The 22,986-nt window shown below is 62.7% G+C and carries 24 protein-coding genes; 13 read left to right on the top strand and 11 right to left on the bottom strand.

Annotation, left to right across the window (positions count from 1 at the left end; genetic code table 11):
• The first annotated feature begins 11 nt into the window (after positions 1–11).
• The 3 genes from EGJ27_RS16280 (at position 12) to EGJ27_RS16270 (ending at position 3,869) form a co-directional block, all read left to right on the top strand.
• Positions 12–1,661 carry an acyl-CoA dehydrogenase family protein gene (locus EGJ27_RS16280; protein ID WP_125831771.1) on the top strand — a complete coding sequence of 550 codons (1,650 nt, stop codon included), beginning with the start codon at positions 12–14 and terminating at the stop codon, positions 1,659–1,661.
• 52 nt (positions 1,662–1,713) lie between these two features.
• Positions 1,714–3,177: an AMP nucleosidase gene (gene amn / locus EGJ27_RS16275; RefSeq protein ID WP_125831770.1), complete on the top strand. Its 1,464-nt coding sequence runs from the start codon at positions 1,714–1,716 to the stop codon at positions 3,175–3,177.
• Between the two features lie 65 nt (positions 3,178–3,242).
• Complete coding sequence (locus EGJ27_RS16270) at positions 3,243–3,869, top strand: pseudouridine synthase (protein ID WP_125831769.1); 627 nt, start codon at positions 3,243–3,245, stop codon at positions 3,867–3,869.
• Between the two features lie 3 nt (positions 3,870–3,872).
• On the opposite strand, the gene EGJ27_RS16265 is transcribed toward EGJ27_RS16270, so the two are convergent.
• The 3 genes from EGJ27_RS16265 to EGJ27_RS25095 form a co-directional block, all read right to left on the bottom strand.
• Positions 3,873–4,079 carry a DUF2788 domain-containing protein gene (locus tag EGJ27_RS16265; RefSeq protein WP_125831768.1) on the bottom strand — a complete coding sequence of 69 codons (207 nt, stop codon included), beginning with the start codon at positions 4,077–4,079 and terminating at the stop codon, positions 3,873–3,875.
• Positions 4,080–4,106: 27 nt separating this feature from the next.
• Positions 4,107–4,586, bottom strand: a complete 480-nt coding sequence (locus EGJ27_RS16260) for an Lrp/AsnC family transcriptional regulator (protein ID WP_125831767.1) — start codon at positions 4,584–4,586, stop codon at positions 4,107–4,109.
• Positions 4,587–4,927: 341 nt separating this feature from the next.
• Positions 4,928–5,428, bottom strand: a complete 501-nt coding sequence (locus tag EGJ27_RS25095) for a hypothetical protein (protein ID WP_371920859.1) — start codon at positions 5,426–5,428, stop codon at positions 4,928–4,930.
• On the opposite strand from EGJ27_RS25095, the gene EGJ27_RS16255 reads away from it, so the two are divergent.
• Positions 5,348–6,073, top strand: coding sequence for a DUF6515 family protein (locus EGJ27_RS16255; protein ID WP_177523048.1), 726 nt, complete (start codon positions 5,348–5,350; stop codon positions 6,071–6,073). The two genes, EGJ27_RS25095 and EGJ27_RS16255, sit on opposite strands and share 81 nt — an antisense overlap.
• A 6-nt stretch (positions 6,074–6,079) precedes the next feature.
• On the opposite strand, the gene EGJ27_RS16250 is transcribed toward EGJ27_RS16255, so the two are convergent.
• Both EGJ27_RS16250 and EGJ27_RS16245 read right to left on the bottom strand, forming a co-directional pair.
• Positions 6,080–6,973, bottom strand: coding sequence for a cation diffusion facilitator family transporter (locus EGJ27_RS16250; RefSeq protein WP_125831765.1), 894 nt, complete (start codon positions 6,971–6,973; stop codon positions 6,080–6,082).
• Positions 6,974–6,988: 15 nt separating this feature from the next.
• Entirely contained in the window at positions 6,989–7,408 is a 420-nt protein-coding gene (locus EGJ27_RS16245) for a polyribonucleotide nucleotidyltransferase (protein WP_125831764.1), read from the bottom strand.
• A 254-nt stretch (positions 7,409–7,662) separates the two neighbouring features.
• Between EGJ27_RS16245 and hrpB the strand changes: the two genes are divergently transcribed.
• Positions 7,663–10,176, top strand: a complete 2,514-nt coding sequence (gene hrpB, locus EGJ27_RS16240) for an ATP-dependent helicase HrpB (protein WP_125831763.1) — start codon at positions 7,663–7,665, stop codon at positions 10,174–10,176.
• Here the strand turns inward: hrpB and EGJ27_RS16235 are convergent.
• Both EGJ27_RS16235 and EGJ27_RS16230 read right to left on the bottom strand, forming a co-directional pair.
• Positions 10,173–11,270 (bottom strand): endonuclease/exonuclease/phosphatase family protein, encoded by a 1,098-nt coding sequence (locus EGJ27_RS16235; protein WP_125831762.1) that lies wholly within the window; start codon positions 11,268–11,270, stop codon positions 10,173–10,175. The two genes, hrpB and EGJ27_RS16235, sit on opposite strands and share 4 nt — an antisense overlap.
• Before the next feature lie 82 nt (positions 11,271–11,352).
• Entirely contained in the window at positions 11,353–12,015 is a 663-nt protein-coding gene (locus EGJ27_RS16230) for a YciC family protein (protein ID WP_125831761.1), read from the bottom strand.
• Between the two features lie 197 nt (positions 12,016–12,212).
• Here EGJ27_RS16230 and EGJ27_RS16225 point away from each other — a divergent pair, with 197 nt between their 5' ends.
• The 3 genes from EGJ27_RS16225 to EGJ27_RS16215 all read left to right on the top strand — a co-directional run bounded on the left by EGJ27_RS16225 (position 12,213) and on the right by EGJ27_RS16215 (position 14,156).
• Entirely contained in the window at positions 12,213–12,836 is a 624-nt protein-coding gene (locus tag EGJ27_RS16225; protein WP_125831760.1) for a DUF2076 domain-containing protein, read from the top strand.
• Positions 12,837–13,042: 206 nt separating this feature from the next.
• Positions 13,043–13,519, top strand: a complete 477-nt coding sequence (locus EGJ27_RS16220) for an NYN domain-containing protein (RefSeq protein WP_125831759.1) — start codon at positions 13,043–13,045, stop codon at positions 13,517–13,519.
• 25 nt (positions 13,520–13,544) lie between these two features.
• Positions 13,545–14,156, top strand: a complete 612-nt coding sequence (locus EGJ27_RS16215; RefSeq protein ID WP_177523047.1) for a PolC-type DNA polymerase III — start codon at positions 13,545–13,547, stop codon at positions 14,154–14,156.
• Here the strand turns inward: EGJ27_RS16215 and EGJ27_RS16210 are convergent.
• Positions 14,134–14,607, bottom strand: a complete 474-nt coding sequence (locus tag EGJ27_RS16210) for an Lrp/AsnC family transcriptional regulator (RefSeq protein ID WP_125831757.1) — start codon at positions 14,605–14,607, stop codon at positions 14,134–14,136. The genes EGJ27_RS16215 and EGJ27_RS16210 overlap by 23 nt on opposite strands.
• A 168-nt stretch (positions 14,608–14,775) precedes the next feature.
• Between EGJ27_RS16210 and yedA the strand changes: the two genes are divergently transcribed.
• Together yedA and EGJ27_RS16200 are read left to right on the top strand one after the other, a co-directional pair.
• A complete protein-coding gene (gene yedA / locus EGJ27_RS16205) occupies positions 14,776–15,690 on the top strand; it encodes a drug/metabolite exporter YedA (RefSeq protein WP_125831756.1) in 915 nt (304 codons plus the stop codon).
• A 62-nt stretch (positions 15,691–15,752) separates the two neighbouring features.
• Positions 15,753–17,081, top strand: coding sequence for a DEAD/DEAH box helicase (locus EGJ27_RS16200; protein WP_125831755.1), 1,329 nt, complete (start codon positions 15,753–15,755; stop codon positions 17,079–17,081).
• Between the two features lie 216 nt (positions 17,082–17,297).
• Here the strand turns inward: EGJ27_RS16200 and EGJ27_RS16195 are convergent, their stop codons facing one another.
• Positions 17,298–18,533: a TIGR03862 family flavoprotein gene (locus EGJ27_RS16195; RefSeq protein ID WP_125831754.1), complete on the bottom strand. Its 1,236-nt coding sequence runs from the start codon at positions 18,531–18,533 to the stop codon at positions 17,298–17,300.
• Between the two features lie 48 nt (positions 18,534–18,581).
• On the bottom strand, positions 18,582–19,499 hold the full coding sequence (locus EGJ27_RS16190; protein ID WP_125831753.1) for a histone deacetylase: 918 nt from the start codon (positions 19,497–19,499) through the stop codon (positions 18,582–18,584).
• A 141-nt stretch (positions 19,500–19,640) separates the two neighbouring features.
• On the opposite strand from EGJ27_RS16190, the gene EGJ27_RS16185 reads away from it, so the two are divergent.
• The 3 genes from EGJ27_RS16185 (at position 19,641) to EGJ27_RS16175 (ending at position 21,794) form a co-directional block, all read left to right on the top strand.
• Positions 19,641–20,210, top strand: a complete 570-nt coding sequence (locus tag EGJ27_RS16185) for a GNAT family N-acetyltransferase (RefSeq protein ID WP_125831752.1) — start codon at positions 19,641–19,643, stop codon at positions 20,208–20,210.
• A 127-nt stretch (positions 20,211–20,337) separates the two neighbouring features.
• Positions 20,338–21,207, top strand: coding sequence for an acyl-CoA thioesterase II (gene tesB, locus EGJ27_RS16180; RefSeq protein ID WP_125831751.1), 870 nt, complete (start codon positions 20,338–20,340; stop codon positions 21,205–21,207).
• A complete protein-coding gene (locus tag EGJ27_RS16175; RefSeq protein WP_125831750.1) occupies positions 21,204–21,794 on the top strand; it encodes an HAD family hydrolase in 591 nt (196 codons plus the stop codon). Before tesB ends, EGJ27_RS16175 begins: the two co-directional genes overlap by 4 nt.
• Before the next feature lie 202 nt (positions 21,795–21,996).
• Here EGJ27_RS16175 and EGJ27_RS16170 read toward each other — a convergent pair whose 3' ends face one another.
• On the bottom strand, positions 21,997–22,986 hold the full coding sequence (locus tag EGJ27_RS16170) for an alpha/beta hydrolase (RefSeq protein ID WP_125831749.1): 990 nt from the start codon (positions 22,984–22,986) through the stop codon (positions 21,997–21,999).

Here is a 22,986-nt window from a genome sequence, read left to right as displayed (position 1 = left end):
GGAGACTTGTCATGAACCTGAATCAATTCGCTGAAACCCACCAGGTGACCAACCAGCCGCCACCGTTGGACGGCGCCAATCTCTATCGCATCGACCTGCCATTGCAGGAGTGGACCCGGCGCTTTGCCGCGCAGTGGGCGGCCTCCCGCATGGATGCCTACGGGGCGCTGGCCGGCGGCCCGCTGATGGAGGCCGGTTTTCTGGCCAACCGCAACAAGCCGGTGTTCGCCAGTCATGATCGTTACGGAAACCGGGTCGATCTGATCGAATTTCATCCCGCCTATCACCAGCTCATGGCGACCGCGATCGAACATGGCATTGCGTCCTTGCCCTGGACCGATCCGCAGCCCGGTGCCCACGTCGCCCGCGCCGCCCTGAGCTATCTGCATACCCAGGCCGAGCCGGGCACCGGTTGCCCGTTGACCATGACGTTCGCCAGCGTTCCCGCGCTCAGGTTGCAACCGGACCTGGCCGAAACCTGGCTGCCGAAAATCCTTTCCACCCGCTACGACCCGCGCAACATTGCCATCGCGCACAAGCACGGTGCAACCATCGGCATGGCGATGACCGAGAAGCAGGGCGGCACCGACGTGCGCGCCAACACCACCCGTGCTTATCCGGTGGGCGCTGGCGGGCCGGGGCAGGCCTATGAACTGGTCGGCCACAAATGGTTCTGCTCGGCGCCGATGTGCGATGCCTTTCTGGTGCTGGCCCAGACTGACAAGGGTTTGAGCTGTTTCCTGATGCCGCGCCACCGCCCGGATGACACGCGCAACGAGTTTTACATCCAGCGCTTGAAGGACAAGCTGGGCAATTGCTCCAACGCGTCGAGCGAAGTGGAGTTTCGTGGTGCGCTGGCCTGGATGATCGGTGAAGAAGGGCGTGGTGTACCGACCATCATCGAGATGGTCTCCATGACCCGCTTCGATTGCATGATCGGCTCCAGTGCATTGATGCGTCAGGCGTTGACGCAGGCGACCCATCATTGCGCGCATCGCAAGGTCGGCGGTCGAGTGCTGAACGAGCAACCCTTGATGCAGAACGTGCTGGCCGATCTGGCGCTGGAAAGCGAGGCCGCGCTGGCGCTGACGCTGCGCATGGGACGGGCGCTGGACAATCTGGACGATGCTCACGAAGCGCGTTTCGCCAGGCTGGTGACGGCGGTGGGCAAATACTGGATCTGCAAGCGGGCGCCGGCAATGATCAACGAGGCCGCCGAATGCATGGGCGGCGCAGGGTATGTGGAAGACAGCATCCTGCCACGGCTGTATCGCGAAGCGCCGGTCAATTCCATCTGGGAAGGTTCGGGCAACGTCCAGTGCCTGGATGTCCTGCGCGCCCTGTCCAAAGAGGACGGCATGCTCGATATGCTGTTCGCGGAATTGGATGACGGCCACGGCAGCCTTCACTTCACCGAGTACGTCAAAAACCTCAAGGCCTTGTTTGCCGACACTTCGGATCTGCAGTACCGGGCGCGGCATATCACCGAAGCGGTCGCCGTCGCGCTGCAAGCCAGGTTACTGCTGGATGCCGGAAATGCGGCGGTCAGCGATGCGTTCATTCTCAGTCGGTTGCACAGCGCAGGGAGCGTATACGGCACGCTGCCGACAGGTCTGGCGGTGGAGACATTGGTCGCTCGCGCATCGCCGCAGGTGGCATGAGCCTGCGAACCCGTTAGGATGCAGGTCTGCAATATCCAGAAAGGATCAGACCGTGACCCAAGCTTTTGTAGTGGTAGAAACCGCCGAGCAAGCCGTGGAGCGGCTTGCCGAACTGCATGAACGTGCGACCGGCGCCCTGAGCCGGGCGCTCAAGCTGTACCTGAAAGACCGTGTGGAGCCTGACGCCGAACAGCGTGCGCTGTTTCGCTACCCCGAATTGCGCCTGACCTACAAGTGCCACGGCGAAGTGCCGCTGACCACCCGTGCCTACGCCAAAGTCCAGCTGCCCGGCACTTACAGCGTCACCGTCACCCAGCCCGCCGCGTTCCGCAAATACCTGCTCGAACAGCTTGGCCCGTTGATGAGCGACTTCACCGTGTCGGTATCGGTGGGCGTCAGCGAGCAGAACATTCCGTATCCCTATGTGGTCGAGCAGGGCGACGAGCTGGCCGGGTCTGGTGTCACCGCCGCGGCGCTGGCGCGGGTTTTCCCCAGCACTGACCTGTCGGCCGCCACCGATGGCATCGCCGATGGCCTTTACGACTGGGCCAACGTCGATCCGCTGCCGCTGGCGCTGTTCGATGCCGCGCGGGTGGATTTCTCGCTGCGCCGCCTGGTGCATTACACCGGCAGCGACTGGCGGCATGTGCAGCCCTGGATCTTGCTGACCAACTATCACCGCTACGTTGACCAGTTCATCCTGCATGGCCTGGAAAAACTGCGCGAAGACCCGCGCTTCGTGCGCATGGTGTTGCCCGGCAATGTGGTGGTCGACAAGACCATGGGCGAAGAAGAAGCCCAGGCCATCGTGGCCAGCGTGGTCTGGCACCGCTACCAGATGCCGGCCTACCACCTGATTGCCGAAGATGGCCACGGTGTGACCTTGGTCAACATCGGCGTCGGCCCGTCCAACGCCAAGAACATCACTGATCACCTGGCAGTGCTGCGTCCGCATTGCTGGCTGATGATCGGCCACTGCGGCGGCCTGCGCCAGTCCCAGACCATCGGCGACTACGTGCTGGCTCACGCCTACATGCGCCGCGACGGCATTCTCGATCGTGTGTTGCCGCCGCATATCCCGATTCCGGCCCTGGCCGAAGTGCAGATGGCCTTGCAAGAGTCTGCGGCACAGATCACCGGCGAGCGGGGCGAGGAACTGAAAAAGCGCCTGCGCACCGGCACCGTCCTGACCTACGACGACCGCAATTGGGAACTGCGCTGGGCGCAGGAGCGACCACTGATCAACCTGTCCCGCGCCGTGGCGGTGGACATGGAAAGCGGCACCATCGCAGCTCAGGGTTATCGCCTGCGGGTGCCTTACGGCACGCTGCTGTGCGTTTCCGACAAACCGCTGCACAGCGAAATCAAACTGCCGGGCTCGGCCAACGCGTTCTATGAGCGGGCGGTCAGCCAGCATTTGAAGATCGGTATCGCCGCGCTGGACCTGCTGCGCACCCAGCTCAACTCGCTGCACTCGCGCAAGCTGCGCAGCTTCGACGAACCGCCGTTCCGTTAATAGCGTTTTCGTTTTGCAGCCGGGGCCACTAAAGTGGCCCTTTCTGTTTCCGATTAGCGCAGTCTATGTCCCGCATTCAACGCCCTGCCTCTCGCCGTCCTGCAACCAGCGTCAGTCCGCGACGCGTCGCCAAGGCTCCCCCGGCCGAGCCCAAACTTTATCTGTTCAACAAGCCATTCGATGTCTTGACCCAGTTCAGCGACGGCGAAGGCCGGGCCACGCTCAAGGATTTCATCGACGTCCCCGGCATTTACCCGGCCGGTCGCCTGGACCGAGACAGTGAAGGCTTGTTGCTGCTGACCAATGACGGCCAGTTACAGGCTCGCATCGCCGACCCCAGGCACAAGTTGCCCAAGACCTATTGGGTGCAAGTGGAAGGCGAACCGAGCGAGGAACAATTGCAGCAATTGCGTAACGGGGTTCAGCTCAATGACGGCCCGACCTTGCCCGCCCAGGCGCGGCAGCTGCAAGAACCGGAGTTGTGGCCACGCAACCCGCCGGTGCGGTTTCGCAAGAGCGTGCCGACCAGTTGGCTGGAACTGGTGATCAAGGAAGGCCGCAACCGTCAGGTGCGCCGCATGACTGCCGCCGTGGGTTTGCCCACACTGCGGTTGGTGCGGGTGCGGATTGGCGAGTGGACCCTTGAGGGGCTGGATCAGGGGCAATTTCGCGAAGTCCCCGCAAAGCTGTAAGTGTCAGGACCCGTTTTCGATCCAGGCGATCACCACGCTCTTGATCACGAACGCCAGGATGCCAAGCCCCAACACCAGAAACAGGATGAGGGTGCCGAAGCGCCCGGCCTTGGACTTTTTCGCCAGGTCCCAGACGATGAAGGCCATGAAGCCGATCAGCAGGGTGACGAAAAAGGTCATCATCCATTCTTCAAGCAGCGCCGGGTCCATCATGTGCTCCAGTTCGGCTTGGTGCGTTTAGCTGCGCAGGTGAGTCAAGGGTAGTTCAGTGCTGGCCAGCACTTGGTTGAGCACAAAGCTCGACTTGACGCTGGTCACGCCATCGATGCGGGTAAGATGCCCCAGCAGCAGTTTCTGGTAGTGATCCATGTCAGGCACCACCACTTTGAGCTGGTAATCCGCATCCATGCCGGTCACCAGGCTGCACTCAAGGACCTGCGGCAGATTGCGGATGTGCTGTTCGAAGTTTTCGAACCGCTCCGGCGTGTGACGGTCCATGCCGATCAGCACGTAGGCAGTCAGGCTCAGCCCCAGTTTCTTGCGATCCAGCAGGGCGACTTGCCGCACGATATAGCCGTCATCCTCCAGTTGCTTGACGCGCCGCGAACAGGGCGACGGCGACAGACCTATGCGTTCGGCCAGTTCCTGGTTGGATATACGCGCGTCCCGTTGCAGTTCCGCCAAAATGCTCAGGTCATATCTGTCGAGCTTGCTCACGATTTACCCCTTGATGATCTCGATTGCGCTGAATTATTCATCTGAAGCTAAAAATTGCGCAAGTGATGTTTTGCTGAGCAATCTTAGCAATCCATTGCCAGTCCTACAGGCCTATTCTTTTCAACAGAATCACTGCCCGGACATAGCGTCCAGTGCGGCTCGCCCAATCAGGCCAGCTGCGGCCAGCCATCCCACAGGGTGGACCAGGCCCCCGGGCTACATACTGTCCAGAAGACGGCATGAGGTGAGCCGGCGTCAAAAGCGTCGAGCCAGGACGAAGTATCCCAAGGGGGCCGTTTGGCCCCCTTTTCTGTGCGTCTGATAAAGTGCACAGAACGGCATTACGCCATCGCAGTCTTAAAGTGACGTGGATACGCGTCGGTGAGGAAAGCATGAAAACTGGCATCTGGCAGCTGACGGGGCTGAGCCTCCTGTGCATGAGCATCAGTGCCCAGGCGCTGGCCGGGGATCAGTCCCCGCGTGGCAATGTCAACGATAGCGGCCAACGTGATGTTCAGCAGCAGCTTTATCAGCAGCGCGGTGCCGAGCGTCAACAGCAACAGCAGATCAACCAGCAGCAACGCGAACAGCAGCGCGTCATCCAGAACCAGCAGGATCAGGTGCGCCAGGCCGAACGTCAGCAACAACAGCAGATCCAGCAGCAGGATATCCAGCTGCGCAATGTGGAGCGCCAGCAGCAACAGCAGATCAACCAGCAGCAACGCGAGCAACAGCGCCAGATTCAGCAACAACAGAATCAGGTGCGCCAGACCGAGCGTCAGCAACAGCGCCAGGCGCAGGACAACCTGCCGATCCAGAGTGGGCCGCGGGAGGTCTGGCAAACCCAGCAGCCGCGCCAGGGTTACTATCAGGACATCCCGCGCGGCAACCGCAACTGGAATGCCGGCCGCCCCGACGATCGCTGGGAAGGTCGGCCGGACGGGCGCGGTAACGGCTGGGGCCCTGGTCCGCAGTATCGCCCGGGCCACGCGATAGACCGGGTTCCCGGCGGTTACTCCAGGGTTCCCTATCGCGGGCAGGATTACTTTTACGCCGACGGCTACTGGTATCGCCCGCAGGGCCAGCGCTATGTCGTGGTCTCGCCGCCTTACGGCGCCCGTGTACGTGCCTTGCCGTCCTATTCGCAGGAAGTGTGGATCGGCAGTTCACTGCTGTTCCTGGCGGCCGGCACCTATTACACCTATCAGCCCAACACCCAGGAATATGTGGTGGTCACACCGCCAACCAGCGAGCCGGTGTACGGCACGGCGGAACAAGGCAATGGATACGATCCGGTCGCTTACCCGCAAAATGGGCAGAGCCAGCAACAGGTGGAACTGGATCATTATCAATGCTACCGCTGGGCCGCGGAGCAGAGCGGTTTCGATCCGGCTAACGTGACCTACCGACCGGCCCCGGAGGTTGTCGACCAATACCGCAGGGCGATGGGTGCGTGTCTGATGGAGCGTGGCTACAGCGTCCAGTAAAGCTGATCAGCTGCGGGTCTGCTTCACCACTTCCTGTGGATCGGCGTGGACCAGCACTTCAGCCTTCGGATACTGCCGATGAATGGCGTCGGCGACCTGATCGCACAAGCCGTGGGCGACCGACAGCGTCAGGCTGCCGGGCAACTCCAGATGCAGCTGCACGAACCAGTGATTGCCGGAAATCCGCGTGCGCAGGTCATGGGCACCGAGCACGCCGGGAACCGCGCAGGCCAGCACCAGCATCTGCGCGCTGACCTCCGAGGGCAGTTCTTCGTCCATCAATACCGACACGGTGTCTCGGGCGATGTGAACCGCGCTCCACAAAATATAGACAGCGATGCCCAGGCCGAAATAAGCATCCAGCTGTTCCCAGCCATACCAGGCCAGTACCAGCGCGAGCAGGATACTGGCGTTGAGCAGCAGGTCGGAGCGGTAGTGCAGCGAATCGGCCCGAATCGCCGCCGAGCCGGTTTCCTTGATCACCTTGTGCTGCAAGGTCAGCAGCCCGAGGGTCAGGACAATGGAGGCGATCATCACCAGCATCCCCAGCAGCGGGGCGCCAAGAGGCTGCGGATTCTGAATGCGCTCGTATGCCTGGAATGCGATGAGCACGCCGCTGACGGCAATGAACAGCGCCTGAGCCATGCCGGACAAGGCTTCTGCCTTGCCATGCCCGTAGCGATGATCGTCATCGGCAGGGCGCAGCGCGTAGTGCACCGCCAGCAGGTTGAGAAAGGAGGCCGCGCCATCGAGCAGCGAGTCGGTAAGCCCGGCCAGCAGACTCACCGAACCGCTCAGCCACCAGGCCACGCTTTTGGCGATGATCAGGGTGACGGCTACCGCCAGCGAAGCCCGCGTGGCCAGGCGCAGCAGGCGGCCGTGTTCAGTGCTGGTGCTCATGACGCTCCTGATTGATTACGCCGCCGGAATGATGCCCAGCGAAGCCAGCTGTTGGGCATTGCCCTTGTGCTGGATCAGGCGTGGATCGTCGAGGGGCAGGGTACGGCCCAGCTCGGCTTCGATAATCGCCTGCAATTTGAGGTTGTCGACGCTGCCGTCCGGGTTGACCGCCGGTTGCAGCTTTTGTGGATCGATCTGCGCGTGCTCGCCGGGTGCGTAATAAATGGCGCCCGTGGCAAAGTCCACGGCAAACGCGATCACGCCGGGGATGATGTAGAACAGCAGACCGAAGGCGTTGAGCGCAGCGATGGCCGGGTCGATCTTGCCGTCGATCTGACCACGACGATCAGGGTAGAAAATGCTGCCGCAGGCCGAAAGCTGGGTCAGCAACGTGGCGACCACAACACCGCCAATCAAACGGGAAGGAATGCGCATGGAAAGCTCCTGAAATGAAGTTGCCAACTATACAAGGCAAAGGACGCAAGGCTAAGACTATTGCGTGGGATGGTGGTTCTTACCGTAGGAACGTGTCGTTCGCACTGGTAGCAGCCAGCTTGCTGGCGAAGAGGCCGGTACAGACGCAGCAGATGTACCGCCTGGGAATATGTCGTCGCCCGCAAGCGGCTCCCACTGAAACGGGTTTCCTTGGCTGTACATCCGTATAATCGGCCGCCTGTTCTGGAGCCGTCATGAATTCACTGCCAATCGATGCCGTTCTGCCCGCCCTGCGCCAAGCTCTGTCCAGCCGCCACGAAGCCGTGCTGGAGGCGCCGCCCGGTGCGGGCAAGACCACTCGTGTGCCGCTGGCGCTGCTGGAGGAAACCTGGCTGGCCGGGCAGAGCATCCTGATGCTCGAACCACGCAGGCTGGCGGCTCGTGCAGCGGCTGAGCGGCTGGCCGCCGAGCTGGGCGAGAAGGTCGGCGAAACTGTCGGCTATCGCATCCGCCTGGAAAGCCGGGTCGGCCCCAAGACACGCATTGAAGTGGTCACCGAAGGCATCCTCACCCGGCGCTTGCAGGAAGATCCGGCGCTGGAGGGTGTCGGGCTGCTGATCTTTGACGAATACCACGAGCGCAGCCTGGACGCCGACCTGGCTCTGGCGCTGAGCCTCAATGGTCGGGAGCTGTTTCGCGACGACCAGCCGCTGAAGATTCTGCTGATGTCCGCCACGCTGGAAGGCGAGCGGCTCGCCGCGCTGCTGGACGATGCGCCGGTAGTGCGCAGCGATGGCCGCATGTTCCCGGTCACCATGAACTGGGGGCGGCCGTTCCAGCCCGGCGAATTCATCGAACCGCGCGTGGTGCAGACAGTGCTCGACGCGCTGGGCAACGAAAGCGGCAGCATTCTGGTGTTCCTTCCCGGCCAGGCCGAGATTCGTCGCGTCAACCAGCAACTGGCCGAAGCGCTGGGCGACCGCCCGGACGTTCTGCTCTGCCCGTTGCACGGCGAACTGGACCTCAATGCCCAGCGCGCCGCCATCGAACCCGCTCCCATGGGCATGCGCAAAGTGGTGATGGCGACCAACATCGCTGAAACCAGCCTGACCATCGACGGCGTGCGCGTGGTGGTGGACGCCGGGCTGGCACGGGTTCCGCGCTTCGATCCCGGTAGCGGCATGACCCGGCTCGACACCCAGCGTATCTCCCGCGCCAGCGCCACCCAGCGCGCCGGGCGGGCAGGGCGTCTGCAACCGGGTGTCTGTTATCGCTTGTGGTCCGAAGCCCAGCACGATCAGCTGGCCGCCTACGGCACAGCGGAAATGCTGCAGGCCGATCTCGCCGGTCTCGCCCTGCAACTGGCGCGCTGGGGCGTGCTTCCGGGGCAGTTGAAATGGCTCGATCTGCCACCCGCCGCCGCATTCGCTCAGGCCCGCGACCTGCTGCAACGCCTCGGCGCCCTGGAACCCGACGGTCGCTTGAACGCCCACGGGCAAGCCATGGCCGAACTGCCGGCGCACCCGCGCATTGCCCATCTGCTGCTGCGCGGCCACGCGTTGGGGTTGGGCGACATGGCGTGTGACGTGGCGGCGTTGCTCGGCGAACGGGACATCCTGCGCGGCGCCGGTGCCGACCTGCACAGCCGCCTGATGATGGTGTCCGGCGGGCAGCGCGGCAGCCAGGGCGCCGTCAATCGTGTGCGGCAATTGGCCCGCCAATATCGCGGCTATCTGCGTGGCCAGCCGACCCAGGCAGTGAGCGATCCCGATCATCCGCGCTGGCCGGGTTGTCTGCTGGCGCTTGCCTACCCGGACCGCGTGGCGCAGCAACGGCGACCGGGCGGCGCCGAATATCGGCTGGCTAACGGCCGCGCTGCGGTATTCAACGAAGCCGACGCGCTGATGAAACATGCCTGGCTGGTCGTCGCCGATCTCGGCAGCCGCCAAGGCCAGCGCGAGGAACGAATCTACCTGGCCACCGACCTCGATGCGGGCTTGTTCGACAGCGTGCTCGCCGAGCAGGTACGCGTGGTGGACGAGCTGGAATGGGATGAGCGTGAAGGCGTGCTGCGCGCCGAGCGCCAGCGCAAGGTCGGGGAACTGATACTGAGCACGGCACCCTTGACCGGTCTGGACGAAAACGCGCGGTCCAAGGCGTTGGTCAATCTGGTCCGGCGCAAAGGGCTGGAGCTGCTGCCCTGGACGCCCGCGCTGCGGCAATGGCAGGCAAGAGTCGCCCTGCTGCGCGCCATCGACTTGAGCCACAACGCTGAAAGCCCATGGCCGGATCTGAGCGACGCCGCGCTGCTTGTTTCGCTGGAAAGCTGGCTGCAGCCCTACCTGAACAACGTCAGCCGCCTGAGCCACTTCGGCCAACTGGACTTACCGTCCATCCTGCGCGGCATCCTGCCGTGGCCGCTGCCGCAGCAGCTTGATGAGCTGGCTCCTACGCATATTTCGGTGCCGTCGGGGTCGTCGGTCAAGCTCGACTACAGCGAAACGCCGCCGATCCTGGCGGTGCGCCTCCAGGAACTGTTCGGCCTGGCAGACACCCCGCGCATCGCCGGCGGCCGCCAGGTGCTGAAGCTGCATCTGCTGTCCCCGGCGCGCCGCCCGGTGCAGGTCACCCAGGATCTGGCCAGCTTCTGGCGCAACACCTACCTGGATGTGAAGAAAGATCTGAAGGGCCGTTACCCGAAACATTATTGGCCCGAAGATCCGCTGATCGCCGAGCCTACGGCGCGGATCAAGCCACGCGGGACCTAACGCTCAGAGTCCGGCTCGTGTCCCACCGGCAGCTGAAACCGGCCGATCACCGGTAGATGGTCGGAGATCAGCAGGGTGTCTTCGCGGCGCACCCTGGCTTCGACGCGTTTCAGGCTCGGGCTATGGAACAGGTAGTCCAGCGTCCGATCCGGTCCATCCACGCGGGTGTCGTTCGGGAAGTGGGTCAGCCATCGAGCGCGGTCGATGCCGCTGGCCTCGGCATTACTGGGAATCATCGGGTACTTGTCCCACAGCGGATGCAACGGGCTGTCGGCGTTGTAACCGGCGCGCTGCTCGGCAGGCAGGCGCTGATACTGGCCCAGCGGCAACAGATTGAAGTCACCGCCGATCAGCCATGGCGTGCCGCGAGCCTCCAGTTGGTCCAGCAGCTGGCTGGTCACGTTGATCTGGGTCTGGGCCTGCTCGCCTTTCGCCAGCTCGGTGTTGATCACTGCCAGCCTGCTGCCGTCGCGCAACGGCAGGTAACTCACCAGCAGGGCTTGCCTGGGCTGGAACTGACGGCTGATGAAATTGGCCTGCACTTCCGGCAATTGCAGGCGTTCGGCACTCTCGATGCGGTAGCGGCTCAAGGTCGCCAGTTTCATGCCGACGCTGCCCCAGATGTGCCGGTCGGGAACGAAGTCCGCTTTCCAGTAGAACGCCTGGGAGCTGCATGGATACAGATCAGTGACGCGCTCTTGGAGCAGCGCCAGCTGGTCGTGGTAATCGGTGTTCTTGGCGCCGTCGTTCACTTCCTGCAACAGCACGATGTCCGGCTGCTCGTCGCGGATGACCCTGGCGACCTCGTCCAGGTTATACGCCACATCTTCCGGAGTCGGTCGCTCGTCCTGGCCGCTGCCGTCGGCCATGTCGTACCAGAACACATAGCGCTTGCCCGCCAGGTACTGGATGTTCCAGGTCATCACCTTGAGTGCCTGGCCCGCTACCAGAGGCAACGGCGCACTGGCGGGGTTGCACGAAGCAGTCGCCGGCTCCCTGGCGGCGGGCCGCCAGGTCAGTTGGTAGACGAGAATCAGCAGCAGGCCCGCCAGGGCCAGGGCAAGCAACAGCACACGCAGCAGCAAACGGATCATTGGCTCGACTCGGAGCAGGTAATGCTTGATGACGGTTTCGCGACCAGCATAGCCGAGCGCTTCGGTGCCGCACGGTTCATGGTCAGTCCTGCCGTTGCGGCTCGCTGATGAGCATGAACAGGCGGAACATCACGACGCTGGTGAACAGTTGCAGGAAGCTGCCGATACTGCTGAGCGCCAGCGCCAAGGGCGCGCCCTGCGGTTCGGGAAACAGATAGAGACTCAAGGCTTCGAGCAAGGTCAGCGGAATGTAGATGCACAGCAGGCAGGTCAGGATGCGCACGAAATGGCCGTTGGTCATCTGCATGCTTTCGCGCATCGCCATGAAGGGCGTCAGTTTGCGCAAGACCAGCAGGTACTCGGCAAACGCCAGCTTGACCATCACCCAGATTCCGGGAACGGCGAACAGCGACAGCCCGAACAGGATCAGCAACGTGCTCATCGCCGACAGCAGGGCGAAGGCCGGCCACATCCGCACGGCCATGGCCAGCAGGTCGCGGGGCTGGGGTTCCTCGCCGCGGCTGCGGGCATCGAGAAACAGGATCAGCGCGCCGGTGTAGAGCGGATAGAAGAACAGGCTGACCACCAGCTCGTAGGCAGGCGAGGCGTCGGCCGCCATGGCGTGACTCAAGGCTTGTTTAGCCAGCGCTTCGAGCACCACCAGCGGCAGACACAACACCAGAATGCTGCCCAGATGGCTTCGGAAGAAATACAGCGAGTCCTGGAGAACGGTCAACGGGTTCATGCGGATAGGTCACAGGCTGAAAAGCAGGCCGACACTTTAGCCCATGCCTGAGCGCTGAACCAAGGTTATGCCGTGCCAGAGCCTTCATGACATTTTGTTCATGTCATTGAAGCGGGAGGATGCGGCCCCATTACTCAACGCAGGGTTCGCTCATTGAGCCGAACGAAGGTTTCCAACGGTTAACCAGCGAGGTCGCCATGAACAGCGAAGAGCAAAACCTGATCGACGGTCTTTTCTCCAAACTCAAGGACGCCGAATCCACGTCCACCCCGCGTGATGCCGCAGCCGAAGCGCGAATCAAGGAGCACCTGACCCGCCAGCCCGCCGCGCCGTACTACATGGCCCAGGCGATTCTGGTTCAGGAGGCGGCGGTCAACCAGCTCAATCGCCAGGTTCAGGAGCGTGACGCGCAGATTCAGACATTGCAGGCCGAGCTTCAGCAGGCGCGGGGCTCATCGGGGCAGGCCGGTGGTGGTTTTCTGTCAGGCATTTTCGGCGGCGGCGCGTCGAAACCTGGCCAGCCGGCTTCGGGTGGTTGGCGCGACGGCCCGGCCCAGCAACCGGGCTATGCCGCGCAGCAAGCGCCAAGAGGTAGCGGCTTTCTCGGCGGTGCCTTGCAGACCGCGGCCGGTGTGGCGGGCGGCGTGATGCTGGCCGAAGGCATCAGCAGCCTGTTCAGTCACCACGACCAACCGCAGGAAATCGTCGAGGTCATTCACGACCAGCCGATGGATCAAGGCGAAGGATCGCAATACGTGGGCGATGACGGTTTCGACGACAGCGGCAGCGACCTGTTTTCGGATGATGATTCGTTTGTTTGATACCTGATACCTGATACCGCCGATATGCGCCGTTCTTATGGGAGGCAGCGGACGGCGACCTCCCACAGAACGAGCATCAGGACCAGCGCGACGCCGCTCAATCGGACTTACGCCCCCGCGCCACCCCAAGCTGTCATACTGCCCTGCGATTCACGTCCCGAATCGACGTCACCCGCTGGCGGGTTGCTTGCCCTTGAGGAGTTGCGGTGAAGAAGATCGCGGTATTCGCCGATGTACAGAATCTCTATTACACCGTGCGCCAGGCGCATGGCTGCCATTTCAACTACGCCGCGCTGTGGGCGGATATCAGCAAGGGCGGGCAGATCGTCGAGGCGTTCGCCTATGCCATCGATCGCGGTGACAGCAAGCAACAGCAGTTCCAGCAGATCCTTCGCAACCTGGGTTTTACCGTAAAACTCAAACCGTACATCCAGCGCAGCGACGGTTCGGCGAAAGGTGATTGGGATGTGGGCATCACTATCGATATCATGGACGTCGCGCCGCAGGTCGACGAAGTGGTGCTGGCTTCCGGCGATGGCGACTTCGATCTGCTGCTCGAACGCATCATCACCAAGCATGGCGTGGAAGCCGTCGCCTACGGTGTGCCGGGGCTGACTGCCAATTCACTGATTCGCGCTGCCACTCGCTACGTGCCCATCGAAGGCGCGCTGCTGCTCAAATGAAACCCTGAAAGGTCTGCATCCCGTGTTGGAACGTATCGCTGTCATCGACTTTGAAACCACGGGCATCACGCCCGGCCAGGGCTGCCGCGCGACTGAAGTCGCCGTGGTGATCATGGAACAAGGGCGCATCGTCGACCGCTACCAGAGCCTGATGAACGCCGGGGTGCGCATCCCGGCGTTCATCGAAGGCCTGACCGGCATCAGCAACAGCATGATCCGCACCGCGCCGCCCGCCGAGCGGGTGATGGGCGACGTCAGCGACTTTGTCGGCGCAACGCCGCTGGTGGCCCACAACGCCTCGTTCGACCAGAAGTTCTGGGACTACGAACTGTCGCGCATCCAGCGCACCCGCCAGCAAAGCTTCGCCTGTTCGATGCTGCTGGCGCGCCGCCTGATGCCCGGTGCGCCGAACCACAAGCTCGGCACGCTGACCAGCTACGCGCGCCTGCCCGACACCGGCAAGGCTCACCGGGCCATGGCCGATGCCGAAATGGCCGCCAACCTCACGGTCTACCTGAGCAACGAACTGCGCCAGACCCACGGGCTGCCTGGCGTGTCCCATCAGTTGCTGTGCTCGTTGCAGAAGATTCCCGCCGCGAAGATCAGCGAAGCCATCAAGCGTCAGCGCGGCTTTTGACCTGCACTTGCAGATGGTTGAGCGGCAGGCTGCGTTCCACTGAAGTCGACAGAATGATGGACGTCTTGCTGAACCCGAACTGAGCGATGCGGTTGATGAGGTCTTCCAGATGCGGCATCGAATCGACCGCCGCGCGCATGATCACGCAAGGGTCGCCTGTCACCCGGTAGCACTGGATCAACTCGGGGATTTTTGCCAGTTCGTCATACACCTGCTGGTTTCCGTGGCTGGCCATGCGCAGCTCGACGACGCATTGGATCGGCAACCCCACTTTCGACAGATCGACTTTGGCTTCGTAGCCGGTAATGACACCGCCCGCTTCCAGCTTGGCGACCCGCTCGGCCACGGCGGGCGCGGACAGGTTGACCAGTTTCGCCAGTTGAGCGAACGACGCCCGGCCGTTTTCCAGCAGCGCCTGGAGCAGAATTCGATCGTATTTATCCAGCGTCATGGCGGGTCTCCTCCGGCGCAGGTTCAGTATTTCGAATCAAAGGTCGGATCACGGAAATACCGTCAATTACAAGGTTCAAGGCGTATTGAAACACGTTTTACGGCTTAAGCTTCGCCGTTTGCCTTCATACAATAGCTTCCCATCACTCCCAATTCATAGAGCATGGACATGCCTGATTCCCGCCGTTTCCCGTTGCTGCTTGCCGGTGCCTTTTTTGCCCTCTACCTGATCTGGGGTTCGACCTATCTCGCCATTCGCATCGGAGTCGAATCCTGGCCGCCGTTGATGATGGCCGGCGTCCGTTTCCTGATTGCCGGCAGCCTGATGTATGGCTTCCTGCGCTGGCGTGGTGTGCCCGCGCCCACGTGGGCGGAGTGGAAAGCGGCGTTCGTGATCGGCTTTTTACTGCTGGCCTGCGGCAACGGCGGCGTGACCCTGGCCGAACACGCGGGCGTTGCCTCCGGTGTCGCCGCGCTGGCCATTGCCACCATGCCGCTGTTCACGCTGCTGTTCGGCTTGTTCTGGGGCAACCGCACCACGCATCTGGAATGGGCGGGCATCGTGCTCGGCCTGATCGGCATCGGCCTGTTGAACCTGGGCTCCAACCTGCAGGCCAGCCCCTACGGTGCGGCCATGGTGATATTCGCAGCCGCGGCCTGGGCGTTCGGGTCTGTGCTGAGCAAGCACTTGCCTTTGCCAGCTGGGCCGATGGCCAGCGGCGCCGAGATGATTACCGCAGGCGTGACACTGCTGATCGGCAGCCTGCTCAGCGGCGAGCGGCTGCAGCACATGCCCACCGCCGCCGGCTGGGGCGCGCTGATGTACCTGGTGGTCTTTGGCTCTATCGTCGCCTTCAGCGCCTACATGTACCTGCTCAAGAACGTCCGACCGGCTGCGGCGACCAGCTACGCCTACGTCAATCCGGCGGTGGCGGTGCTGCTGGGCGTGATGTTCGCCGGCGAGACCATCGGCACCGAAGAGTGCCTGGCCATGGTGGTGATCATCAGTGCCGTGGTGCTGATCGGCTTGCCGCAGTGGCGCAAACCACCGGAGCATGGAGCCGCAACCGCGCGCGCCAACTGACCGCGAGGGGCCGGACAGGGTAAACTGCGCGCCTTGCGCTGAATTTTCCCTACGGTACCCCCATGACATTCGCCTCTCTCGGCCTGATCGAACCCCTGCTGCGCGCTCTTGAAACGCTCGGCTACCAGACCCCGACGCCTGTGCAGACACAGGCGATTCCCCCGGTTCTGGCTGGCCGTGACCTGATGGCGGCAGCCCAGACCGGCACCGGCAAGACCGCCGGTTTCGCGCTGCCGCTGCTGCAACGTCTGACCATGGAAGGTCCGAAAGTGACGCCCAACTCGGTCCGCGCCCTGGTGCTGGCACCGACCCGCGAACTGGCCGAGCAGGTCCATGAGAGCATTCGCCAGTACGCCGAACACCTGCCGTTGAGCACCTATGCCGTGTATGGCGGGGTGAGCATCAATCCGCAGATGATGAAATTGCGCAAGGGCGTCGACGTGCTGGTCGCCACGCCGGGCCGCTTGCTGGACCTGCATCGGCAGAACGCGGTCAAGTTTTCGCAGCTGCAAACCCTGATTCTCGACGAAGCCGACCGCATGCTCGACCTGGGCTTTGCCGAGGAACTGCGCGGGATTTACGCCGCACTGCCTAAACGCCGCCAGACGCTGCTGTTCTCCGCGACCTTCTCCGACCCGATCCGCCAGTTGGCCTCGCAGATGCTCGACGACCCGCTGACCATCGAAGTCAGCCCGCGCAACGTGGCGGCCTCGTCGGTCAAGCAATGGGTGGTGCCGGTCGACAAGAAGCGCAAGGCCGAGCTGTTCATTCATCTGATGAAGAAGCACCGCTGGGGCCAGGTACTGGTGTTCGCCAAGACCCGCGTGGGCGTTGACCAACTGGTCGACCGCTTGCAGGCGCTGGGTATGAACGCCGACGGCATCCATGGCGACAAGCCGCAAGCCACTCGCCAGCGGGCGCTGGATCGCTTCAAGGCCAACGAAGTGCAGATCCTGGTCGCCACCGACGTGGCGGCGCGCGGCCTGGATATCGATGACTTGCCGACGGTGGTCAACCTCGACCTGCCAATCGTGGCCGAGGACTACATCCACCGTATCGGCCGTACCGGTCGCGCAGGGCTGACCGGCGAGGCGATCTCACTGGTCTGTGCGGATGAAGTTGAGCTGTTGTCGGCCATCGAAGTGCTGACCCGACAGACGCTGCAACGCCACGAAGAGCAGGATTTCGAGCCTGAACACCGCGTGCCGGCCACCGATGCCAGCGGCCAGATCCTGAAAAAGCCCAAGAAGCCGAAGAAACCCAAGGTATCGAGCAGCAAGCGCAACCTGGGCAAGTGGGTCGACAGCGGCGATTCCGAGCCGGACCCGGTGGTCAAACCGGTGCGCAAGGTGCCGGTATTCAACACCGGGCCACGCAAGAAAAAACCTTGATCACGATGCTTACTGCAGGAGCGAGCTTGCTCGCGGATAGGCCGGTGCAGCCTGATCATCTGTAGCGGTCGGTAGATCCGTCGTCGCCAGCAAGCTGCCTGTCACCGTTGTTACCGTGCGCATCCGGTACGGCGAAACACGCAAATCCTGCACATGACCGTGGTAGGCCGCGCCCCTGTGGGAAGGAGCTTGCTCGCGACAGTGGCGTATGTTGGTTCAGTTGCGCAGCCACTCCACCATCCCCAACCCCGCCGCGCGGCCGCTGGCGAAGCAGGCGGTGAGCAAGTAGCCACCGGTCGGCGCTTCCCAGTCGAGCATTTCCCCTGCGCAGAACACGCCCGGCAGTTGCTTGAGCATCAGGCGTTGGTCCATGGCCTCGAAGGTCACGCCACCTGCCGTGCTGATGGCTTCGTCGATTGGACGAGCCCTCACCAACTGTAAGGACAGCGCTTTGATGGCTTGGGCCAGCAGTGCCGGGTTCTCGAACGTTTCACGCGGGGCCAGTTCGCGGAGCAATGCCGCCTTGGCTCCGTCGATCCCCAACTGGCTGTTGAGATGCTTGGACATCGAGCGTGAACCTCGCGGCTTGCCCAGCGCTTTTTGCACGTCACCCAGACGCTTGCTCGGCAGCAGGTCAATCTGAACCGTCGCACGGCCTGTCTGATTGATTCGCTCACGGATTTGCCCCGACAGCGCATAAACCAGGCTGCCCTCGACGCCGGTTTCAGTCAGCACGCACTCACCCAGGCGCGGCGCTTGATCGGCCAGGCCCATGGCGATGTTCTTCAGTGGCGCACCGGCAAACTTGCTGCGCAGCAGGTCGCTCCAGGCCGTTACCTCAAAGCCGCAATTGGCTGCCTGCAACGGCGCTACTTCTATTCCGTGGTGCTTCAACAACGGCAACCACGCGCCATCCGAACCCAAGCGTGCCCAGCTGGCACCACCCAACGCCAGCAAGGTGGCCGCAGGCTTGAGGGACAATTCACCTTCTCCGTGAGCAATGCGCAGGTTGCCGGCCGCATCCCAACCCAGCCAGCGGTGGCGGGTATGAATCGCGACGCCCGCTTCGCGCAGGCGTTTGAGCCAGGCACGCAGCAGCGGCGCAGCTTTCATATCGGTGGGAAATACACGGCCCGAACTGCCGACGAAAGTGTCGATGCCCAATCCGTGAATCCAGGCGCACAGCGCGTCGGCGTCAAAATCCTGCAGCAGCGGATCGAGCCTTGACGAGCGTTCGGCGTAGCGCGACAGAAACGCCGGGTAAGGCTCGGAATGGGTGATGTTCATCCCGCCGACGCCAGCCAGCAAAAACTTGCGGCCCACCGAAGGCATGCCGTCATAGACATCGACCTTGAGCCCGGCCTGGCTCAACACCTCGGCCGCCATCAACCCGGCCGGACCGCCTCCGATAATGGCGACGGATGTAGCGGCGGGGGAGGCAAGGTCGGTCATGATGGGCTGAATATCGATAGCGAAGGGGTGGCGCATTCTACCTGAGAATTACAGCCCCAGATCCTGCCAGACCTTGTGCGCCGTGTGATGCAGAATCCCGTGGCGTCGCGCCAGGGCGTGGCGATCCTTGCTGTAGCCGCCGCCGATCACGCCCATCACGGGAATGTCACGGCCCAGGCAGTGGCGTAACACCGCTTCGTCTCGGGCGGCAACGCCCTGATCGGTCAGCTTCAGATAACCCAGAGCATCGTCCTTGTGCACGTCGACACCGGCGTCGTACAGCACCAGATCCGGCTTGTGGAACGGCAGCAGATAGTTGAGCAGGTCGTCGACCACCTTCAGGTAGTCGGCATCGCCCATGCCCATGGGCAGCGGAATGTCCCAGTCGCTCTGGGCCTTGCGCGCCGGGAAGTTCTTTTCGCAGTGCAGCGAAACAGTGACGGCTTCCTCGGTGTCGGCGAGGATTCGCGCTGTGCCGTCGCCTTGATGCACGTCGCAATCGAAGATCAATATCTTATCCACACGGCCGCTGGCCAGCAGGTAATGGCTGATGACGGCCAGGTCGTTGAAGATGCAAAAGCCCGCCGGATAATCGTAATGCGCGTGATGGGTGCCACCGGCCAGGTGGCAGGCCAGGCCGTGTTGCAGCGCTTGCTCGGCAGTGAGTATCGAGCCGCCCACGGCGCGAATGGTGCGGCGCGCCAGGTCTTCGCTCCACGGCAGGCCGAGCCGACGCTGGTCTTCACGCGACAGGTCGCCGCTGAGGTAACGGCTGATGTAGGAAGGGTCATGTGCCAGTGCCAGAATATCCGCCGGGCACAGCTCGGGACGCAGCAACATGGCGTCCTGGGTCAGGCCGCTGTCGACCAGGTGATCGCGCAGCAGACGGAACTTGTCCATCGGAAAACGGTGGTCCGGGGGAAATTGCGGACTGTAATCGTCGTGGTAGATGAGCGGCAGGGACATTTTTCGTCCGATCATGGGTCGAAGGCCGATAGTGCCAGTATTGTCGCCGGCCGCACAGCAGACTGACAGGCCATGCGGCTACACTGGCGGACACTCGACACGGCTGAAACACCTGACCTACGGCCTAACAGGGGAGAATCGATGGAGCCGATACTCAAACTCGACAGTGCCCGCTTGTTGATGCGGCAGTGGCGTGACGATGATTTGCCTGCTTTTGCACAGATGTGCGCGGACCCGCAAGTGATGCGCTATTTTCCGGCGCCCTTGAGCCGATTGGAGAGCGCTTCGATGATCGGGCGCATGCGCGGCCATTTCGCCGAGCTGGGTTTTGGTCTGTGGGCGCTGGAACGCAAGGACACCGGTGACTTCATTGGCTTCACCGGGCTGGGAGTGGTGGGGTTCGATGCGCATTTCACCCCGGCCGTGGAAATCGGCTGGCGGCTGGCGCGTGAACACTGGGGCCTGGGCTTTGCCAGCGAAGCGGCCTGGACGGTGCTGGGCTGTGGCTTCGAGCGGCTGGGTCAGGATGAAATCGTGGCCTTCACGGCGGTCAGCAACGAGCCTTCGCAGAAGGTCATGCAGGCGATTGGCATGCAGCGCGATCCGGCTGACGACTTCGATCATCCCAACCTGCCGGACGACCACCCCCTCAAGCCGCATGTGTTGTATCGGATTACCCGCGAAGAATGGCTCACCACCCTCAAACCTTGAGTGAGCCGCCGTCCTTAAATTCTGTATCATTTCCATCTGCCGGACAGGGCGCACGCCAGGCCCTGTGCAAAGTCTGATCGACCGCCGCTGCCCCGCACGCAGCGCGGTTTTGTACGAGGAACCGTGAATGAGCCAAGTGTTGGATGATCTGGTCGAGCTGCTGACCCTGGAATCGATCGAAGAGAACCTGTTTCGCGGCCGCAGCCAGGATCTGGGCTTCCGCCAGCTGTTCGGCGGCCAGGTGCTGGGCCAGTCGCTGTCGGCGGCCAGCCAGACGGTCGAGCAAGATCGCCATGTTCATTCGCTGCACGGCTATTTCCTGCGCCCAGGCGACGCCGGGTTGCCGGTGGTCTATCAGGTTGACCGGGTGCGCGACGGCGGCAGCTTCAGCACGCGCCGGGTCACGGCCATCCAGAAAGGCAAGCCGATCTTTACCTGCAGCGCCTCATTCCAGTACGACGAAGAAGGCTTCGAACACCAGACTTCCATGCCCGACATCGTCGGCCCGGACAACCTGCCCTCGGAGCTGGAGCTGCTCACACAGCGTGCGCACCTGATCCCTGAAGCGATGCGCGACAAATTCCTGTGCCCCAAGCCCATCGAGTTTCGCCCGGTCACGGCCGAAGACCCGTACAACCCCAAGCCGGGCGAGCCGGTGAAGTACGTGTGGTTTCGCGCCGACGGCACCTTGCAGGACGTACCGGCGCTGCATAAATACATGCTGGCCTACGCCTCGGACTTCAATCTGCTGACCACTTCGCTGCTGCCGCACGGCAAGACCGTATGGCAACGGGACATGCAGGTTGCCAGCCTCGATCACTCATTGTGGTTCCACAACGATCTGCGCGCCGATGACTGGCTGCTCTACGCCATGGACAGCCCATGGGCCGGCAATTCCCGTGGTTTCTCCCGGGGCAGCGTGTTCAACCGCGCCGGGCAACTGGTGGCATCGGTGAGTCAGGAAGGCCTGATCCGGCACCGCAAGGACTGGGCATGACCCTCGACCAGGTTCGCCACTGGGTGTTCGACATGGACGGCACCCTGACCATTGCGGTGCATGATTTTCCGGCGATCAAGCGGGCGCTGGAAATTCCGCTGGAGGACGACATCCTCGGCCACCTGGCGGCTCTGCCTGCCGAGCAATCCATCGCTAAGCACGCATGGTTGCTCGAACATGAACGTGAACTGGCGGTGGCGTCGCAACCGGCGCAAGGCGCGGTGGAACTGGTGCGTGAACTGGCTGCGCGGGGCTATCGGCTGGGTGTGCTGACCCGCAACGCCCGGGAGCTGGCGCATATCACCCTGGAAGCGATTGGCTTGGCCGACTGTTTTGCTGTCGAGGATGTACTCGGGCGTGATGAAGCGACGCCGAAGCCGCATCCTGCAGGGCTGCTGAAACTGGCGCAGGCGTGGGATGTAGAGCCGTCGCGAATGGTGATGGTCGGCGATTATCGCCATGATCTGGATTGCGGCCGGGCGGCAGGCGCCAGGACCGTGCTGGTCAACCTGCCGGAAAACCCCTGGCCGGAGCTGACCGACTGGCACGCAGTGGATTGCATCGCCTTGCGGCGGATGCTGGGTTAATCCCCGTAGGAGCGAGCATGCTCGCGAAGACGTATTTCCGGGCGATGCGTCTGTTGCGGATGCATCGGCCATTCGCCAGCAAGCTGGCTCCTACAGCGAAGGCGTATTTCCAGGCGATGCATCTGCTGCGTCGGTACCGACCGTTCGCCAGCAAGACGGATCGCCGCCCGCTGGCTCCTACAGAGGGGCTGCGCGGCCTTTTTTACAACCCCTTGAACAACGCCGCCTGGCCTTGCGGTGAGGTGAAGATGCCGTCGCCGCTGTGGCCGATCCCGGGCACGATCACCAATTGCTGGTTCAAGCCCTCGGGGTGACGCTTTTCCAGATACTCGAAGTAATTCTGCCCACGCTGCAAGCGTGATTCACCTTGCGCTTCAGCCGCGCAGGTCTTGTCCAGCGCCGGGTGGTTGCGGTCGGTGTCCAGCTCGCCCAGCAGGTAGGTGATATCGCGCTTCACGTAAGCCTGCTCAATCTGCGTCGGGATTTCCTTGCCCGAGTAGAACGGCACCTTGTTCAGACCGTATTTCCAATCGTCGAAGTTCGGGCAGGTCTTGGCCGACACCGGCTGCGGGCGCTCGGCCGTGAACCAGGCGTAGGACGACGGGTTGGCGATCACATAGCGAAGTTTCACGCCCTCGCGGTGCAACAAGGCATCTTCCTTGCCGCCGATCATCGCGTAACGCTGCACCACCTGCGCGCCGCCGGAGTGACCGGCGATCACGATTTCCTTGAGGTTGGGAAACAGCTTGCTGTCACTCAATCGCTTGAGGATATGGTCCAGCACCACGAACGAACTGATCGGCTTGGGCCCGACGGCGGCGCCGCCTTCCATCCAGCTGTCGTGATGCCAGCGCAGGATGGTTTCAGGCAGGTGGTGCGCCACAATGTCACGTTCATCAAGAAACTGCGGCGCGATCAGCAAGGTCTTGCTGCGTTCCCTGGACTGGTTGGCGGCGCGCTCGATGCTGCGCAGGTACGTCTGCGCATTGCGCAGCCGACCGTGCAGCATGATGACCACCCGCTCGATGCGCGGTTTGGGGTGAACCCATTCCTGGCTCAGGCCCAGTGTCGCCTGGCTGCCATTGATAGCCAGCCGGTCAGGGCTGATCGATACGACCGCTTGATCCTCGGCACGAGCCATCGGGCTCAACAGGGCAGTGCTCAACAACAGGGCCACAAGCGGTTTGATCAT

It is taken from the genome of Pseudomonas sp. v388 (assembly GCF_003935425.1).
Classification (GTDB): Bacteria; Pseudomonadota; Gammaproteobacteria; order Pseudomonadales; family Pseudomonadaceae; genus Aquipseudomonas.
The sequence above is the reverse complement of the archived record's forward strand: the minus strand, read 5'-3'. Positions and strand labels throughout refer to the sequence as shown.

What these genes read in the sequence shown, in the direction of transcription:
- EGJ27_RS16280 (WP_125831771.1), top strand. Translation starts at nt 12, where the DNA reads ATGAACCTGAATCAATTCGCTGAAACCCACCAGGTGACCAACCAGCCG.
- EGJ27_RS16270 (WP_125831769.1), top strand. Translation starts at nt 3,243, where the DNA reads ATGTCCCGCATTCAACGCCCTGCCTCTCGCCGTCCTGCAACCAGCGTC.
- EGJ27_RS16265 (WP_125831768.1), bottom strand. Translation starts at nt 4,079, where the DNA reads ATGGACCCGGCGCTGCTTGAAGAATGGATGATGACCTTTTTCGTCACC.
- EGJ27_RS16250 (WP_125831765.1), bottom strand. Translation starts at nt 6,973, where the DNA reads ATGAGCACCAGCACTGAACACGGCCGCCTGCTGCGCCTGGCCACGCGG.
- EGJ27_RS16245 (WP_125831764.1), bottom strand. Translation starts at nt 7,408, where the DNA reads ATGCGCATTCCTTCCCGTTTGATTGGCGGTGTTGTGGTCGCCACGTTG.
- hrpB (WP_125831763.1), top strand. Translation starts at nt 7,663, where the DNA reads ATGAATTCACTGCCAATCGATGCCGTTCTGCCCGCCCTGCGCCAAGCT.
- EGJ27_RS16235 (WP_125831762.1), bottom strand. Translation starts at nt 11,270, where the DNA reads ATGATCCGTTTGCTGCTGCGTGTGCTGTTGCTTGCCCTGGCCCTGGCG.
- EGJ27_RS16230 (WP_125831761.1), bottom strand. Translation starts at nt 12,015, where the DNA reads ATGAACCCGTTGACCGTTCTCCAGGACTCGCTGTATTTCTTCCGAAGC.
- EGJ27_RS16225 (WP_125831760.1), top strand. Translation starts at nt 12,213, where the DNA reads ATGAACAGCGAAGAGCAAAACCTGATCGACGGTCTTTTCTCCAAACTC.
- EGJ27_RS16210 (WP_125831757.1), bottom strand. Translation starts at nt 14,607, where the DNA reads ATGACGCTGGATAAATACGATCGAATTCTGCTCCAGGCGCTGCTGGAA.
- yedA (WP_125831756.1), top strand. Translation starts at nt 14,776, where the DNA reads ATGCCTGATTCCCGCCGTTTCCCGTTGCTGCTTGCCGGTGCCTTTTTT.
- EGJ27_RS16200 (WP_125831755.1), top strand. Translation starts at nt 15,753, where the DNA reads ATGACATTCGCCTCTCTCGGCCTGATCGAACCCCTGCTGCGCGCTCTT.
- EGJ27_RS16195 (WP_125831754.1), bottom strand. Translation starts at nt 18,533, where the DNA reads ATGACCGACCTTGCCTCCCCCGCCGCTACATCCGTCGCCATTATCGGA.
- EGJ27_RS16190 (WP_125831753.1), bottom strand. Translation starts at nt 19,499, where the DNA reads ATGTCCCTGCCGCTCATCTACCACGACGATTACAGTCCGCAATTTCCC.
- EGJ27_RS16185 (WP_125831752.1), top strand. Translation starts at nt 19,641, where the DNA reads ATGGAGCCGATACTCAAACTCGACAGTGCCCGCTTGTTGATGCGGCAG.
- tesB (WP_125831751.1), top strand. Translation starts at nt 20,338, where the DNA reads ATGAGCCAAGTGTTGGATGATCTGGTCGAGCTGCTGACCCTGGAATCG.
- EGJ27_RS16175 (WP_125831750.1), top strand. Translation starts at nt 21,204, where the DNA reads ATGACCCTCGACCAGGTTCGCCACTGGGTGTTCGACATGGACGGCACC.
- EGJ27_RS16170 (WP_125831749.1), bottom strand. Translation starts at nt 22,986, where the DNA reads ATGATCAAACCGCTTGTGGCCCTGTTGTTGAGCACTGCCCTGTTGAGC.